This window comes from Sphingomonas sp. 179-I 2A4 NHS, from assembly GCF_045369135.1.
Taxonomy (GTDB): domain Bacteria; phylum Pseudomonadota; class Alphaproteobacteria; order Sphingomonadales; family Sphingomonadaceae; genus Sphingomonas.
Window position 1 is genome coordinate 161,817 of the sequence record NZ_JBIQFL010000001.1, and the last position, 14,187, is coordinate 176,003.

The 14,187-nt window shown below is 65.9% G+C and carries 14 protein-coding genes; 8 read left to right on the plus strand and 6 right to left on the minus strand.

Features of this window, described 5'->3' with window-relative positions; all coding sequences use genetic code 11:
- Nucleotides 1-2 precede the first annotated feature (2 nt).
- Nucleotides 3-953 (minus strand): DMT family transporter, encoded by a 951-nt coding sequence (locus ACH0CP_RS00755; RefSeq protein ID WP_406875416.1) that lies wholly within the window; start codon nucleotides 951-953, stop codon nucleotides 3-5.
- Between the two features lie 63 nt (nucleotides 954-1,016).
- Here ACH0CP_RS00755 and ACH0CP_RS00760 point away from each other — a divergent pair, with 63 nt between their 5' ends.
- Nucleotides 1,017-2,096 (plus strand): alkene reductase, encoded by a 1,080-nt coding sequence (locus ACH0CP_RS00760; RefSeq protein WP_294442938.1) that lies wholly within the window; start codon nucleotides 1,017-1,019, stop codon nucleotides 2,094-2,096.
- A gap of 64 nt (nucleotides 2,097-2,160) precedes the next feature.
- Here ACH0CP_RS00760 and ACH0CP_RS00765 read toward each other — a convergent pair whose 3' ends face one another.
- The 4 genes from ACH0CP_RS00765 to ACH0CP_RS00780 form a co-directional block, all read right to left on the minus strand.
- Nucleotides 2,161-3,039: a transglutaminase family protein gene (locus ACH0CP_RS00765; protein ID WP_294442939.1), complete on the minus strand. Its 879-nt coding sequence runs from the start codon at nucleotides 3,037-3,039 to the stop codon at nucleotides 2,161-2,163.
- Nucleotides 3,036-5,513, minus strand: a complete 2,478-nt coding sequence (locus ACH0CP_RS00770) for a circularly permuted type 2 ATP-grasp protein (RefSeq protein ID WP_294442940.1) — start codon at nucleotides 5,511-5,513, stop codon at nucleotides 3,036-3,038. Before ACH0CP_RS00770 ends, ACH0CP_RS00765 begins: the two co-directional genes overlap by 4 nt.
- 94 nt (nucleotides 5,514-5,607) lie before the next feature.
- Nucleotides 5,608-8,094 (minus strand): DNA ligase D, encoded by a 2,487-nt coding sequence (gene ligD / locus ACH0CP_RS00775; RefSeq protein WP_294442941.1) that lies wholly within the window; start codon nucleotides 8,092-8,094, stop codon nucleotides 5,608-5,610.
- Nucleotides 8,095-8,119: 25 nt separating this feature from the next.
- Nucleotides 8,120-9,046, minus strand: coding sequence for a Ku protein (locus tag ACH0CP_RS00780; protein WP_294442942.1), 927 nt, complete (start codon nucleotides 9,044-9,046; stop codon nucleotides 8,120-8,122).
- Nucleotides 9,047-9,145: 99 nt separating this feature from the next.
- Here ACH0CP_RS00780 and pdxH point away from each other — a divergent pair, with 99 nt between their 5' ends.
- The 4 genes from pdxH (at nucleotide 9,146) to ACH0CP_RS00800 (ending at nucleotide 11,834) form a co-directional block, all read left to right on the plus strand.
- Nucleotides 9,146-9,730, plus strand: coding sequence for a pyridoxamine 5'-phosphate oxidase (gene pdxH / locus ACH0CP_RS00785; protein ID WP_294442943.1), 585 nt, complete (start codon nucleotides 9,146-9,148; stop codon nucleotides 9,728-9,730).
- Complete coding sequence (locus ACH0CP_RS00790) at nucleotides 9,727-10,674, plus strand: cation diffusion facilitator family transporter (RefSeq protein WP_294442944.1); 948 nt, start codon at nucleotides 9,727-9,729, stop codon at nucleotides 10,672-10,674. The genes pdxH and ACH0CP_RS00790 overlap by 4 nt, the downstream gene beginning before the upstream one ends.
- A 40-nt stretch (nucleotides 10,675-10,714) precedes the next feature.
- The gene (locus tag ACH0CP_RS00795; protein ID WP_294442946.1) at nucleotides 10,715-11,509 is read left to right on the plus strand and encodes a PhzF family phenazine biosynthesis protein; all 795 of its coding nucleotides are present in this window, start codon (nucleotides 10,715-10,717) and stop codon (nucleotides 11,507-11,509) included.
- Nucleotides 11,510-11,615: 106 nt separating this feature from the next.
- A complete protein-coding gene (locus ACH0CP_RS00800; RefSeq protein WP_294442947.1) occupies nucleotides 11,616-11,834 on the plus strand; it encodes a hypothetical protein in 219 nt (72 codons plus the stop codon).
- Nucleotides 11,835-11,934: 100 nt separating this feature from the next.
- Here ACH0CP_RS00800 and mnmA read toward each other — a convergent pair whose 3' ends face one another.
- Complete coding sequence (gene mnmA / locus ACH0CP_RS00805; protein ID WP_294442949.1) at nucleotides 11,935-13,041, minus strand: tRNA 2-thiouridine(34) synthase MnmA; 1,107 nt, start codon at nucleotides 13,039-13,041, stop codon at nucleotides 11,935-11,937.
- A 161-nt stretch (nucleotides 13,042-13,202) separates the two neighbouring features.
- Between mnmA and ACH0CP_RS00810 the strand changes: the two genes are divergently transcribed.
- The 3 genes from ACH0CP_RS00810 to ACH0CP_RS00820 all read left to right on the plus strand — a co-directional run bounded on the left by ACH0CP_RS00810 (nucleotide 13,203) and on the right by ACH0CP_RS00820 (nucleotide 14,174).
- Nucleotides 13,203-13,430: a hypothetical protein gene (locus tag ACH0CP_RS00810; RefSeq protein ID WP_294442950.1), complete on the plus strand. Its 228-nt coding sequence runs from the start codon at nucleotides 13,203-13,205 to the stop codon at nucleotides 13,428-13,430.
- 102 nt (nucleotides 13,431-13,532) lie between these two features.
- Complete coding sequence (locus tag ACH0CP_RS00815; protein ID WP_294442951.1) at nucleotides 13,533-13,832, plus strand: DUF1153 domain-containing protein; 300 nt, start codon at nucleotides 13,533-13,535, stop codon at nucleotides 13,830-13,832.
- A gap of 84 nt (nucleotides 13,833-13,916) precedes the next feature.
- Entirely contained in the window at nucleotides 13,917-14,174 is a 258-nt protein-coding gene (locus tag ACH0CP_RS00820; protein WP_294442952.1) for a GlsB/YeaQ/YmgE family stress response membrane protein, read from the plus strand.
- Nucleotides 14,175-14,187 lie beyond the last annotated feature (13 nt).

Genomic DNA, 14,187 nt, shown 5'->3' on the forward strand with positions numbered 1-14,187 from the left:
CCTTATACCCTTGGCGACGTCTCTTGTGCCACTCCCGCGTTTCCGGGGCGAGCGGGGGCGCGCTCCGGCGCGATGCGGACGAGGACGAGTGCGATGGCGACCAACACTGCGCCGATCACGTCGGCAAGGCCAAGCGCTTCGCCATAAACGATCCAGCCGACCGCAGCGGCGACCACCGGCTGGGTGAGCAGGGCAAGTCCGATCACCAGCGGGCTGAAGCGGCCGAGCGCATAGATCATCAACCCCTGGCCGATCACCTGGCTGAGCAAGGCGAGTGCAATCAGCGGCGTCCAGTTGGTCGGCATCACCTTTTCGCCGAGGAGTATTGCCGACAGGAGCAGCGGGAGCGTGGCGGCGGCGGACGACAGACCAAGCGCGGGCAGCGGTGCCATTGTCGTGCGCGCGCGCGACATCAGGATGAAGTATCCCGCATACAGGATGCCCGCCAGCAAGCAGAGAAGGTCGCCGACCAGGTTTTGGGGGGCGAGTTGATAGGAACGCCCCATCAGTAGCGCGGCGCCTACCGCGGCCAGCCCGAGCGCCAGGCCCTGCACCCGTGTCGGCCAGGCGCGGGCGACGAGAAAGCCGTAGAGCGGGAACACGAACGTCGCCGCATTGCCGAACAATGTGGCGTTGGCGAGCTTCGTATGGTGGATGCCGACATGCCAGCTGGCGAGATCGCCGGCGAAGAGCACACCCGATCCGACGAGGACCCAGCCGAGGCCACGGGCGCTGGCGAGGACGTGGCGTGTCGTCATCGCGGCGATGGCGAGCAACAGCGGCGTCGCGAGCGCAATCCGCCAGAAACCGGCGGCGACTGGACCCACGTCGGCGAGGCGGACGAACCAAGGCCCAAAGGCGAGCGCAAGGTTGCCGCCGAGCAGCGCGGCGAAGGCGACCGGACCACCGCTTGGCTGCGGTGTAGCTTTTCTTGGGGCAGGAGCCTCGTGCATGGTGCCACCTAACCGCCTAGATCGCGCAAGTCGCGTAGCAAAGCGCAACGGAAAGGGAGATGAATGCCAAGCCTCTTTGACCCAATCGAACTGGGCGCGATTCGCGCCGCCAATCGTATCCTCATGGCACCGCTTACCCGCACCCGGGCCGATGCGGATCATGTGCCGACCGAGATGATGATCGAATACTATCGGCAGCGGGCCAGCGCCGGGCTGATCATTTCGGAAGCGACGGGGATCAGCCGGCAGGGACTGGGCTGGCCCAATGCGCCGGGCATATGGACCGAGGCGCAGACCGAGGCGTGGAAGCCGATCACCGAGGCAGTGCACAAGGCGGGCGGCAAGATCATCGCCCAGCTGTGGCACCAGGGCCGGCTCGCGCGCCCGGACGTGAACAAGCTGCAGCCGCTGTCCGCCTCAGCAACCCGGGCGCCCTATCCGATTCCGGAGAAAAACCCCTATGGCGAGGCGCGCGCCGCGACGATCGACGAGATCAAGGAGGCGATCGAGCAATATGCCGATGCCGCGCGCAATGCGATTGCGGCCGGCTTCGACGGTGTGCAGTTGCACGGCGCCAATGGTTATCTGATCGACCAGTTCCTGCGCGACAACACGAACCTGCGCGACGATGATTACGGCGGTTCGCCCGAGAATCGTATCCGCTTCATGAAGGAAGCGGTGCAGGCGGTGATCGCGGTGGCAGGCGCCGAGCGCACCTCGATCCGCCTGTCACCCAATGGCGAGACGCAAGGCGCCGACGACAGCAACCCGCAAGCGGTGTTCATCCCGGCCGCAAAGGTGCTGGACGAGCTTGGCATCGCCTTCCTCGAGCTGCGCGAGCAATCGCCTGACGGCACGTTCGGCGCGTCGAGCGTGCCCAAGCTCAGCCCCCAGATCCGCAAGGTCTTCTCGCGCCCGCTGGTGCTGAACCAGGATTACACGCTGGAGAAGGCGCAGGCCGACCTTGATTCGGGCGTAGCGGATGCGATTGCGTTTGGCCGGGCGTTCATCGGCAACCCGGATCTGGTCGAGCGGCTGCGCACCGGGGCGCCGCTGAACCAGGACAATCCGAAGACCTGGTACACGAAGGGGCCGGAAGGTTACATCGACTATCCGGCGCTGAGCGAGCAGGCCGCCGCCTGATCGTCATCGCCTGAAGGCATCTCAGGGCCGTTCCTGCCGCCGGTGGGGGCGGCCCTGTTGTTGTTCAGGCGACGGGGGCGACGTCGACCGAGACGTCCATCTTCTGCGCGCTGGAGCCGAGCACGATGCCGTCGACAGGCGCGATCTCGGCATAATCCCGGCCAACCGCCACGATGATGTGGTCGCTCGCCATCCAGATGCCATTGGTGGGATCGAAGCCGACCCAGCCGCGCTCCGGCCCGCACCACAACAACAACCAGGCGTGGGTGGCGTCGGCGCCGACCAGTCGTTCCTGCCCCTCGGGCGGCAGGGTGCGGATGTAGCCGGAGGCATAGGCGGCAGGGAGGCCGGCGGCGCGCAGACCGGTGATCATGATCTGCGCAAAATCCTGGCACACGCCGCGCCGCTTGGCGAACGCCTCGTGCGGCGGTGTATCGACCAGCGTCGCGGTGTTATCGAACTCAAAATCGGCCTGGATGCGCCGGGCAAGCGCTATGCCGGCCTCCAACGCGTTGCGGCCGGGGTCGAGATCAGGTGCGCAATAATCGGCGATCGCGCGATCGAGTGGAATGAGCGGCGAGGGGAAGAGGTAGCTTGCCGGCCCCGCGGCGCTGAGATCGCGGCTGGCGCGGGCGAGACTGGCCACATCGCCAAGCGTCGGATCGCCGGCATCGGGCACGGGAACCAAGCGGTCGACCGCAACGCGGGCGATGCTCTCGATCGTCAGGCGGCGGACGGGTTCGTCCACCACCAGCCGCGTGACATGCGCGAGGCCGGCCTCGGCGCGCGCAGGAGTGGTGCGGCCGGCGGGCGAGACGTGGAGAGCATAAGATTCCACCCGCTGCCCCGGCCAGTCGATCGGCTGGAGCCTGAGGTTGCACCGCGCGAACTTGACCTGCGCCCCGTAATCGAAGCGCGTCACATGGACGATGTCGTAAATCACGCGAGCGTCAGGCCTCCGGCGCGCAACGGCTCGGCGCCCTGCAGGAAATAGCGACGCGCAATGGCATCCGAAAGGCCGGCGAGATGCTGTTCAATCCGGCTGAGGGTTTCCCAATCGAGGGTGGCGGCCTGGGCGATCGACACCATCGCCTTCAACTCGGTCGCTTGCGTCTGCTGCGGCTCGGCCATGCCATCATCGTTCAGCGTGGGAAGCGCGGCGAGATGCTCACAGATACGCTCTACCTGGAACGCGAGCGCGCGCGGATTGCCGGGATCGAGCACCACGAGGTCGATGACCGGCACACGGGCGAGGCCAGTGAGATAACGCTGGCGATAGCTGATCTGGCTGTCGGCAAGATCAAGCAGGGTGGAAAGATCGTCGAGCGAGGCGCCGGGCATGCCGAAGGTGCGAACGGCGCGCGCGATGGCCGCGGCGCGCTCGACCCGGCGGCCGAGATCGTGGAAGCGCCATGCGGCGGTGCGGCTCATATGTTCCGCCGACAGGCCGGCGATCGCGGCGTAGCGGCGCTGAAGCGAGCCGGCGCGATCGAGCATGCCGCGATGCGTGGGGAAAGGCGCGTCGAGCAGGCGTACCATGTCTGCCGACAGGCGGTCGCGGGAGCCTTCGCCGACGCGGCGCGCCTGTCGGTTGATCTCCGCGACCGACTGCCAACCGTCGCCGGCCTCCATGGCGGTGCGCGCCATCTGGCGTAGATCAGCGCGAGTTAGCGAAGGCGGAGCAGGGGCTGCGCCGGATGTCGCGACCAGATTGGCGAGGCGGCTGACGGTATCCGGGCCGAGCGCCGCGCCGCCATCGGCGTCGATCGAGTTGCCGAGCATGACGCGGATGATCGCGAGCAGAGCCTCGCCGCGCTCCAGATAGCGGCCAAGCCAGTAAAAATTGTCGGCAACGCGGCTTGGCAATGTGCCCGGATTGCGACGCACATGGTGCGAATCCGGTGCCGGAAGGAGCGAAATGGGCGCGACTGGTACCCGCCCGTGCACGACCACATCGGCCGACCAGCTGCCTTCGCCCATGACCGCGGCGCGCGGATCGGGATGCTCGCCGATCCGCGCGAAGCCGCCGGGCAGCACCGTCCAGCTGCCATCCGCGCCGCGCGCGGCGAAGACCCTCAGGGTGAAGGGGCGGGCAACGAGCGTGTCGCCGGCCACCACCGGCATCGTGGAGAGACGAACCACTTCCTGCCCGACATAATCCTGTGGACGGCGCGCCATATCGGCGAGAAGTGCGGCGCGCTGATCAGGGGAGAGATCGCTGCCGGTGACGGGGGCGTCCGCGGGCAGGCCGAGCGTGCCGCCGCCGAAGGCCGGTGCGATCTGCAGGTTGGTGAGATCCTCCTCGACCCGCTCGCGCTCCGACGGCTGCCCGCACCACCAGGTGGCAATGTTGGGCAGCGTCAAGTCAGCGCCGGTGAGCCGGGTGGAGAGTTGCGGCAGAAAGGCGTTCCACGCGGTTGCTTCCAGCACGCCGACGCCCGGCGCGTTGGATAGGACGACGTTGCCGGCGGCATAGGCGTCGATCAGGCCAGGGACGCCGATCTGCGAATGGGTGTCGAACGCCAACGGATCAAGGAAGCGCGGATCGAGGCGGCGCCATAAAGCATCGATCCGCTTCAGCCCGCCGATGGTGCGGATATAGACCTTGTCCTCAAGCGCGGCGAGATCGGCGCCCTCGACGAGCAGGAAGCCGAGGTAGCGCGCGAGATGCGCCTGTTCGGGGTAGCTGGGATTGTAACGCCCGGGCGTGAGGAGGCCGATGCGCGGATCGGCGCGGCGGCAGAGCGCGGCAATGCCATCACGAAAGGCGGCGAAGAAGGGCGCGTGACGGGCGACGTTGAGCCGCGCCTGGAGACCACCCAGAGTGCGGCTGATCGCTAGCCGGTTCTCCAGCGCATAGCCGGCCCCGGCGGGGGTGCGCAGGTGATCGGCAAGGACGCGCCATTCGCCGGTCGGGCCACGGCCGAGATCGACCGCGACGAAATGGAGGTGGTGGCCACCGGGCGGGGCCAGCCCGACGAGCTGTCGAAGGAAGAACTGGCTACCCGTGACAAGCGCTGCGGGAATGAGGCCGCGCTGGACGAGCTTCGCCTCGCCATAAAGATCGCTGAGGATCGTTTCGAAGAGCGAGGCGCGCTGCACCACGCCGCGTTCGATCCGGGCCCATTCGTCGCTGTCGATCAGCAGCGGGACGGGGGAAACCGGCCAGGGACGTTCCTCGGCCTCACCCGGGATGCGAAAGCCAGTGCCCATGTCCGCGGCGTGCCGCTGGACGCGTTCACGCGCATGGCCGAGGTCGTCGCCAACGACGCCGGCCAGCTCCTCGAGCATGGCGAGCCAAGGTGCCTTGTCGGCGCTGCACAGCACATCGCCGCCGGCCCCGGCGTGCGTGCAGTAATCGTCGACCCAGCGGCGCGCGTGCGTCGCGGCATCGAACAGGGCAGGCTGCGTCGCCACGTCGTCGGGCTCCCCCCAATCAGCGCGGCGGACCCTAGCTGCGCGCAACCCAGGTGCAATAACTAAGTCGCTGGTGCCCGTTCGCCGTCGCTATTCAGAGATCGGGGAGCGTCTGATCGGCCACACCCCAACCGGCCAGCGCGCGGCTGCCAGCGCGCGCGATCAGTTCGTCCCCGTCCGTGACGTGCCAGCGCGCGGCGGTGTCGATGTCGCGAAGCTCTGTCCACGAGACGGGGGCGGCGACGGGCGCGCCGGCGCGGGCGCGGGCGGCATAGGGCATGATTGCGGTGGCGCCGCGCTGGTTGCGCAGCCAATCGATGAAGATCCGGCCCTTGCGCTTCGCCTTCGACATGGTGGCGACGAAGCGGTCGGGCTCCGCCTGCGCGAGGGCGCGCGCGAAGCGATCGGCAAAGCTCTTCACTGCCGGCCAATCGGCCTTTGGCGTTAGCGGCACGACGACATGGACGCCCTTGCCGCCCGAGAGCATGGGGAAGCTGACGAGGCCGACTTCGGCAAGCTGGTTCTTGAGGTGCTCCGCGGCCTTCTTGGTGTCGCCAAAATCCAAGCCCTCGTCGGGATCGAGATCGAACACCAGCCGGTCGGGCTGCTCGAGATGATCGATGGTCGAGCCCCAGCCGTGGAACTCGATCGTGCCCATCTGGATGCAGGCGACTAGGCCGTCAGCGTCATCGACCCACAGGTAATTCTCCGTCGAGCCGTCCTTTTCCGTGACCGGCACTTGATGGACGTGTTCCCCAAACGAGCCAGCGTCATGTTTCTGGAAGAAGCATTTCTTGGCGCGCCCCTGCGGGCAGCGGACGAGGCTGATGGGGCGGCGTGCGGACCAGGGCAGCATGATCGGCGCGACCTTCGCGTAATAGTCGGCGAGGTCGCCCTTCGTCACACTTGATTCGGGGAAGATCAGGCGATCGCGGCTGCTCACCTTCACGCTGACTTCCGGTGCCGCGGCGGCGGCAGGAAGCGGCTGCGGCGTTTCGATCACCACGTCCTTCGCGTCCTTGTCACCGCGCAGGCCAAGGAAGCTCGGGTGGCGCAGCACGTTATCCGGCGTCGTCTCGGTATAGGCGATCTCGGCGACGAGCTTCGGCGTGACCCAGTGCGCGCCGCGGACCGCCGCGCGCAGGTTTCGCGGCACCTCGACGGTCGGCGTCTTGCGTTTGAGCTTCGCAAGCTTCTCGCCAAGATCGATCATCAACTGGTTGGAAAAGCCTGTGCCCACCTTGCCGGCGTAACGCAGCTTGCCATCCTCATGCACGCCGAGCAGCAGCGAGCGGAAGCCGCGCGACTTGTCCGATGGTGTCCAGCCGATGATGATGAACTCCTGCCGGCGGGTGCATTTGATCTTGAGCCAGGCCTTGGTGCGCCCCGAACGATAGGGGGCATCGGCTTGTTTGGAGACGACGCCCTCCAGCCCCTGTTCGCACATCGTGTCGAGCAGTTTCTCGCCCGAGCCGATGACGTGCTCGCTGAACTGGATCCGGTCTGCGCCGGGGATGAGCGGGCGCAGCCGCTCCTTGCGATCGATCGTCGGAAGCGCGCGCAGATCCCCGCCATTCAGCTCCAGAAGGTCGAAGGCGAAGAACGTCATGTCGCCGCCGGCGGAGATCGCGTCCTTCAGCGTCGAGAAATCGGGTCGGCCATCCTTGAAGGCGACGATCTCCCCGTCGATCAGCGCATCCTCGACATCGAGCGTGGCGGCTGCCTCCGCAATGGCGGCGAACTTGTCCGTCCAGTCGAGGCCGTTGCGGGTATAGACCCTGGCCGAGCCGCCGCCGATCGCGATCAGCGCACGATAGCCGTCGTATTTCACTTCGTGCAGCCAGTTGCTGCCGGCGGGGACTGCATCGACCAGGGTGCAGAGTTGGGGCTCGTGAAAGGCGGGGGGCGTGCCGGAGGCTTTTCGTGACGCCCTGCCTGCGCGCTTTGCGGACGCCTTTCCCTTAGCCGGCTCCGTCCTGGCTGTTCGCTTGGTCTTTGCAGGCGGTTTCTTGCCCTCGGCGATCTCCTGCATCGTGCGACCGGTCTCGATGCTGGTGAGTGCGGTCTCGACCAATGTGTCGGTGCCGCCGGCATTGGCATCATCGATCTTGCGAAGCAGCCAGTTCTCGTTCTTCTCCTTGCCGCGCGGCTTCAGGCGGATGAGCAGCCATTCGCCCTTCATCCGCTCGCCATCGAGGACGAAGTGGAGATGGCCCTTTTCCAGATCCTTGGGCGATTTGCCCTTGATCACGGACCAGGTGCCGCGATCCCACAGCATCACGGTGCCGCCGCCATATTCGCCCTTCGGGATGGTGCCTTCGAAGGTTGCGTAGCTGAGCGGGTGATCCTCGGTGCGGACGGCGAGGCGTTTCTCGTTCGGATCGAGGCTGGGCCCGCGCGTTACTGCCCAGCTCTTGAGGACGCCGTCGAGCTCCAGCCGGAAATCCCAGTGGAGGCGTGTCGCATCATGCTTCTGCACCATGAAGCTGTTGCCGTTGCCGGGCGCAAGCGTGCCGGCAGGCTCCGCCGTCTTCGAGAAATCGCGCTTGGCATTGTAGCGGGCAAGAGGATCGGTGCTCATGCGACCTCTCCCGGGCAGCGCGCGATCACGCCCGCTTCCTCGCCGGCGCCTTCTTGGCCGTGGTGGTCGACGAGGCCGCGCGCGTCGCCGGCTTCTTTGCCGGAGCCTTTTTCGCGGTCGGCTTCTTTGTGGTGGATTTGGCGGCAGGCGCGCTGCCGCCGCTCTTTTCCATCGATTTCTTCAGCGCCGCCATGAGGTCGACGACGTTCGAGGCGGAGCGGCCGCCGCCGCTGTCCTTGTCCTCGATGATCTTGCGATTGCTCTTCTGCTTGCGCTTGCGCTCGATGAGGTCCTTCAGCGCATCGACGTAGCGATCGTGGAATTCCTTCGGATCGAAGGCTCCGCTCTTCTTCTCGATCAGCGCCTCGGCGAGTTCGAGCAGATCCTCGTCCGGTTTCGCGTCGGGAATGTCGCGGAAGTAGCTTTGCGCGCGGTTCACTTCGTCGGCGTAGCGCAGGGTTTCGAGGATCATCCCGCGGCCGCACGGCTTCAGGCTGACGACATACTCGCGGCCGCGCATCGCGAGTTGACCGAGCCCGACCTTCTTCGTGCGGCGCAGCGCCTCCCGCAGGACGATGAAGGCTTCTTCCGCCAGATCGTCCGCCGGGACGACGAAATACGGTTTCTCGTAATATAGGACGTCGATGTCGGTGGCGTCGACGAACTGGGTGAGCTCCAGCGTCTTCTTCGATTCGAGTTTCACCGAATCGATCTCGTCCTGATCGAGCAGAACGTACTCGCCCTTTTCGATCTGGTAGCCCTTCACGATATCGTCCGGGTTCACTGGGCCGACGCCGTCCGCGACCTTTTCGTAATGGATCGGCTGACCGCTTGGCTCATGGATCTGGCGGAAGGAGACCGCGGCGCCAGACTTGGTGGCGGAGTAGATCTCGACCGGGATCGATACCAGGGCGAGCCTTATCTGTCCCTGCCAATAGGCGCGCGCCGCCATGGTTGCTGCCCCTGTCCTTGAAAACTGTCGTTGCGAGGCCGATTCAATTCACGGACGCGGGAGTCGTTCCGCGAAGCATCCGGTGCTAAGGCGCGCGGCATGGCCGATGATCCCTTCACGCTGTTCGAGACCTGGTTTGCCGAAGCGCGCGAGAGCGAGCCGAACGACCCCAATGCGATGGCGCTCGCCACGGCGGATTCGCGTGGGCGGCCGTCGGCGCGGATGGTGCTGCTGAAGGGGCACGGGCCGGACGGCTTCGTCTTCTACACCAACCGCGAGAGCCGAAAGGCGGCGGACCTGGCGGAGAACATGCAGGCGGCATTGCTGTTTCACTGGAAATCGCTTCGCCGACAGGTGCGGATCGAGGGCGTGGTGAGCCTCGTGAGTGATGCCGAGAGTGACGCCTATTTCGCGTCCCGCGGTCGCGACTCGCAGCTTGGCGCCTGGGCCTCCGAACAATCCCGTCCGCTTGCCGCGCGATCAATCTTCGAAGGGCGTTTCGAGGCGATGCAGTTCCGCTTCGAGGGGCATGACGTGCCCCGGCCGCCGCACTGGGGCGGCTATCGCGTCGTGCCCGACCGGATCGAGTTCTGGCAGGATCGCGCGCACCGCCTACATGAGCGGCGACTATTCACGCGCGCCGATGCCGGGGCGGACTGGACCGAGGGCCTGTTGTACCCATGACACGTGACGAACGCCGGCGCGTCATTCCGCTTGCGATGCGCGCGGCGCTGGCGAGCGTCGCGACCGCCTTTTTCCTGCTGGTGATGAAGGGCTATGCAGCCTGGCACACCGGGTCGGTGGCGATGCTGGGCAGCCTTGCCGATACCGGGCTCGACCTTCTGGCGAGCCTGGTGACGCTGTACGGTGTGAAGCTGGCGGCAGAGCCGGCGGATCACGATCATCGCTTCGGCCACGGCAAGGCGGAGGCGCTGGCGGCGCTGTTCCAGGTGGTGCTGATCACCGCGTCCGCCATCGGCATCGCGGCGCGGGCGATCGAGCGCTTTACCAACCCGCAGGTGAACGAGGATGCGGCGCTCGGCATCGGCGTGTCGGTCGTGGCAATCGTCGCTACCTTCGCGCTGCTCGCCTATCAGCGGAGCATCATCCGCAAGACCGGATCCGTCGCGATCCTGGCCGACAATGTCCATTACCAGTCGGACGTGCTGCTCAACGTCGCAGTGATCGCCGCGCTTGTGCTTGACCAGTTCGCGGGGCTGTCAGGCGCGGATCCGGTGTTCGGCATCGCGATTGCGCTGTGGCTGGCATGGGGTGCGTTCAAGGCTTCGAGCCAGGCGATCGACATGCTGATGGACAAGGAATGGCCGGACGAGCAGCGCGCTGCCTTCATCGAGGTTGCCGCGCGCCAGCCGGGCATCCGCGGCATCCATGATTTCCGCACGCGGCGCGCGGGGACGCATGAGTTTGCCCAATTCCACATGGAGGTAGATCGCAACCTGACGGTGGCAGCGGCGCACGACATCGTCGAAAGCGTCGAGCGCCGGCTGCGCGACGTGTTCCCGCGCGTCGAGGTGCTGATCCACCTCGATCCCGAGGGACATGTCGATACCGATAATCCGCTAGTGGAGGCGGATGTGACGCCGCACTGGTTCGGCAAGCGGGTCTAGCGACCCGCCCCCGGCGGCGCAGGAGAATGAGCGGGAACGTATGAGAATTCCATTTGCGCAGATCGATGCGTTTGCCGACGCGCCGTTTACCGGCAATCCGGCGGCGGTGATGCCGCTGTCGTCTTGGCTGGACGATGCCACGCTTCAGAGCATCGCTAGCGAGAACAACCTGTCCGAGACGGCCTTCATCGTGCCGGCGAGCGGTGAAGACGCGGATTTCGAGTTGCGCTGGTTCACCCCGGCGGCCGAAGTCGCGCTATGCGGCCATGCGACGCTCGCCAGCGGGCATTTCGTGCTGTCGTCCGACCCCACGCTGGACGTCGTTCGTTTTTCGACGCGGCAGGCCGGGGTGCTGGAAGTCGCGCGGCGTGGGGCAGGGTACGAAATGGCGCTGCCCGCTTGGACGCCGCATCCCAAGCCGCTCGACGCGATCGTCGCGGCGTTGGGTGTGACGGCGCGAGAGACGCTTTGGCACGACAAAGGCTATGCGCTGGTCGTGGTCGAGGACGACGCGGCGGTGCGGGCAGCGACGCCGGACGGACGCGCGGTGAAGGCGCTGGGCCCTTATGTGCTGATCGTCGCCGCGCGCGGCGATACGGCGGATATCGTCAGCCGGGTGTTCACCGACTATTTCGACATTCCGGAGGATCCGGTGACCGGGTCAGCACATGCGGTGATGGTGCCGTATTGGGCGGAGGTGCTCGGCCGCGACAGCTTCACGGCTTATCAGGCGAGCGCGCGGGGTGGGCGACTGGGATGCCGGCTTGCCGGTGATCGCGTGCTGCTGACGGGCGCGTGTGTCACCACGATCGAGGGGGCGTTTCTGCTGCCGTGAGTACAGGCGGCAACGATCACGCTTGAATTCCTACTTCATCCATGTAGATTGACTCGGGACGCGGCGGATCGTCGCGATGCGATCTCATAATGAGGGGGAAATGCGGATGAAGAAGCTCGTTTCCGGATTGGCGATTGTGTTGGTGTCTGCCGGCCTTGCTGCATGCGGTTCGCCGGCCAATGACGCGGGCGGCAACACCGTGATCAGCAATGAAACGGTGCTCGACGACGAGATTCCCGCGGACGACAATCTGACGGTTACCGACAACGGCCTCGTCGGTAACGATCTCGATCTCGGCAACGATATCGCGACCAACGCGCTGTGATGCTTGGCGGCGCGGGTCGATCGCGCTGCGGCGATTTTCCGCCCGGATAGCTCCCAGGCGAACCTAGGGCCCGGCGCCACTCGCGTCGGGCCTTCTTCTGTCAGGCGGCGAGAAGCGCCGGCTCGGTCGCGGCGATCCAGCCGCCGCCGAGGACGCGGTTTCCGGCATAGAGCACGGCGGCCTGCCCCGGGGAGACGCCATATTCGGGCGATCCGAATACCAGCCGGTCCCCGTCGAGGCGCGCGGGCACGGGCTTTGCCATGGAGCGCACCTTCGCACTGAGCGGCCCATCAAGCGGGCCGAGTACGTTGAGATCGGTCAGCCGGGCCGCAGATACGGCGAGCGCGGCACGCGGACCAACTACGACACGGTTCTCCTCCGGCTCGAGGCGAACGACGTAGAGCGGCTCTGCCTGGCCGCCGATCTCCAGCCCGCGACGCTGGCCGACGGTGTAATGAATGATGCCGGCATGGCGGCCGAGTTGGCGACCCGCGAGGTCGACGATCTCGCCATCCTGCGCGGCTTCAGGGCGGAGCTTCTTGACGAGGCCGGCATAGTCACCGTCCGGCACGAAACAGATGTTTTGGCTGTCGGGCTTTGCTGCAACGCCTAGATCCATTTCGGCGGCAATCGCGCGGACCCGATCCTTGGGCATGCCGCCCAGCGGGAAGCGCAGGTAATCGAGTTGAGCGCGGGTGGTGGCGAAGAGAAAATAGCTCTGGTCGCGCGCAGGATCGATCGCGCGGTGCAACTCGGCCCCTTCAGCGCCCATCAGGCGGCGGACATAATGGCCGGTGGCAAGGCAGTCGGCGCCGAGATCGTGGGCGAGCGCGAAAAGATCGGTGAACTTCGGCCCCATGTTGCACTGGACGCAGGGAATTGGTGTTCGTCCGGCGAGATACTCGTCGGCGAACCGATCCACCACCTGGCTGCGGAAGCTCGTTTCGTGATCGAACACGTAATGGGCGATCCCCAGTCGATCGCACACGGCGCGCGCGTCTCGAATGTCGCGGCCCGCACAGCAGGCGCCAGGCCGCGCCGTCGCCTCGCCATGATCATACAATTGCAGCGTGATGCCGATCGTCTCGGCGCCGCTCGCCGCGGCAAGCGCGGCCACGACCGAGCTGTCGACGCCGCCGGACATGGCGACAACGATGCGGCGGCCGGCAAGATCGGGGCCGAGCTGGAAATCTGCGATATCGTTCACGATCCCCTATCTAGGACGGGGGGGCGGGAGGCGAAAGCCGGACGAACCGACCTAACGCCGCGCCATGCCGCAAAAATTCTTCCGCCGCGGTTTACGGTGCCTTCACCACGTTGACCTAGACCGATGCAGCCAAAGGACACTGCACAGGAACAAAGCACCGCGTGGATCTGAGTTTCACCCGTTTCGACCGCCACAGCCCCATCGTCACGCTGCCAACCGACCTGGCGGTGCTGATGGTGGAAATGACTGCGCGGCAGGCGGCTTCTCCGACGGCGACAATTTACGCCAAATCGGCGCGAATTAGGCTCGATTCGGCGCTTTTTGCCCCTGTCGATGGTGCGTTTAATGGCCCTATGGCCAAGGCGATGGCACGGTGGAGTGACGAATGAAGAGGCTGTTTACCGTTGGCCTTTAGTGGCCGTTCAACCGTGCAGTCGCATCAAGGCTGCGGGACTGGAGAGGGGGCCCCCGCCCCGAACCGAGGTTAAGGAATGATCGAGAATCAGAAAATTCGCCCGGCACGAGTGATTGGCCCGCTAGGCGAGCCGCTGACGCTCGACAGCCTGCCGCCGGCGAACACCACGCGCTGGGTCGTGCGGCGCAAGGCCGAAGTGGTGGCCGCCGTTAATGGCGGTCTGCTGACCGTCGACGAAGTGTGCCAGCGGTACAATCTGACCGTCGAGGAATTCGCCAGCTGGCAGCGGGCGATCGACCGTTCCGGCATGCCGGGACTGCGGGTGACGCGGATCCAGCATTACAAGTCGTTGTACGAGCGCCAGCAGAAGTTCTGATACGCGGGCGGAACAAGAGGGCCTTGTCAAGAGTATTTTCCCCAGCGCCCGGCCGTTCGGGCCGTTAACGCAGGGGAGTTAGTTATGGGTATCATTCTCTGGTTGATCGTCGGCGGTGTGATCGGCTGGCTGGCCAGCATCATCATGCGCACGGATGCTCAGCAGGGCATCTTTCTGAATATCGTCGTGGGTATCGTCGGCGCCTTCATCGGTGGCCTGATCGTTTCGGGTGGTTCGATCAATAGCGCGCCGCTGACCCTGACGTCGTTCCTGGTGTCGCTGCTTGGTGCGATCGTCCTGCTCGGGATCGTCAACCTCGTTCGTCGTGGTAGCGTGCGTTAATCAGCGCAACGCT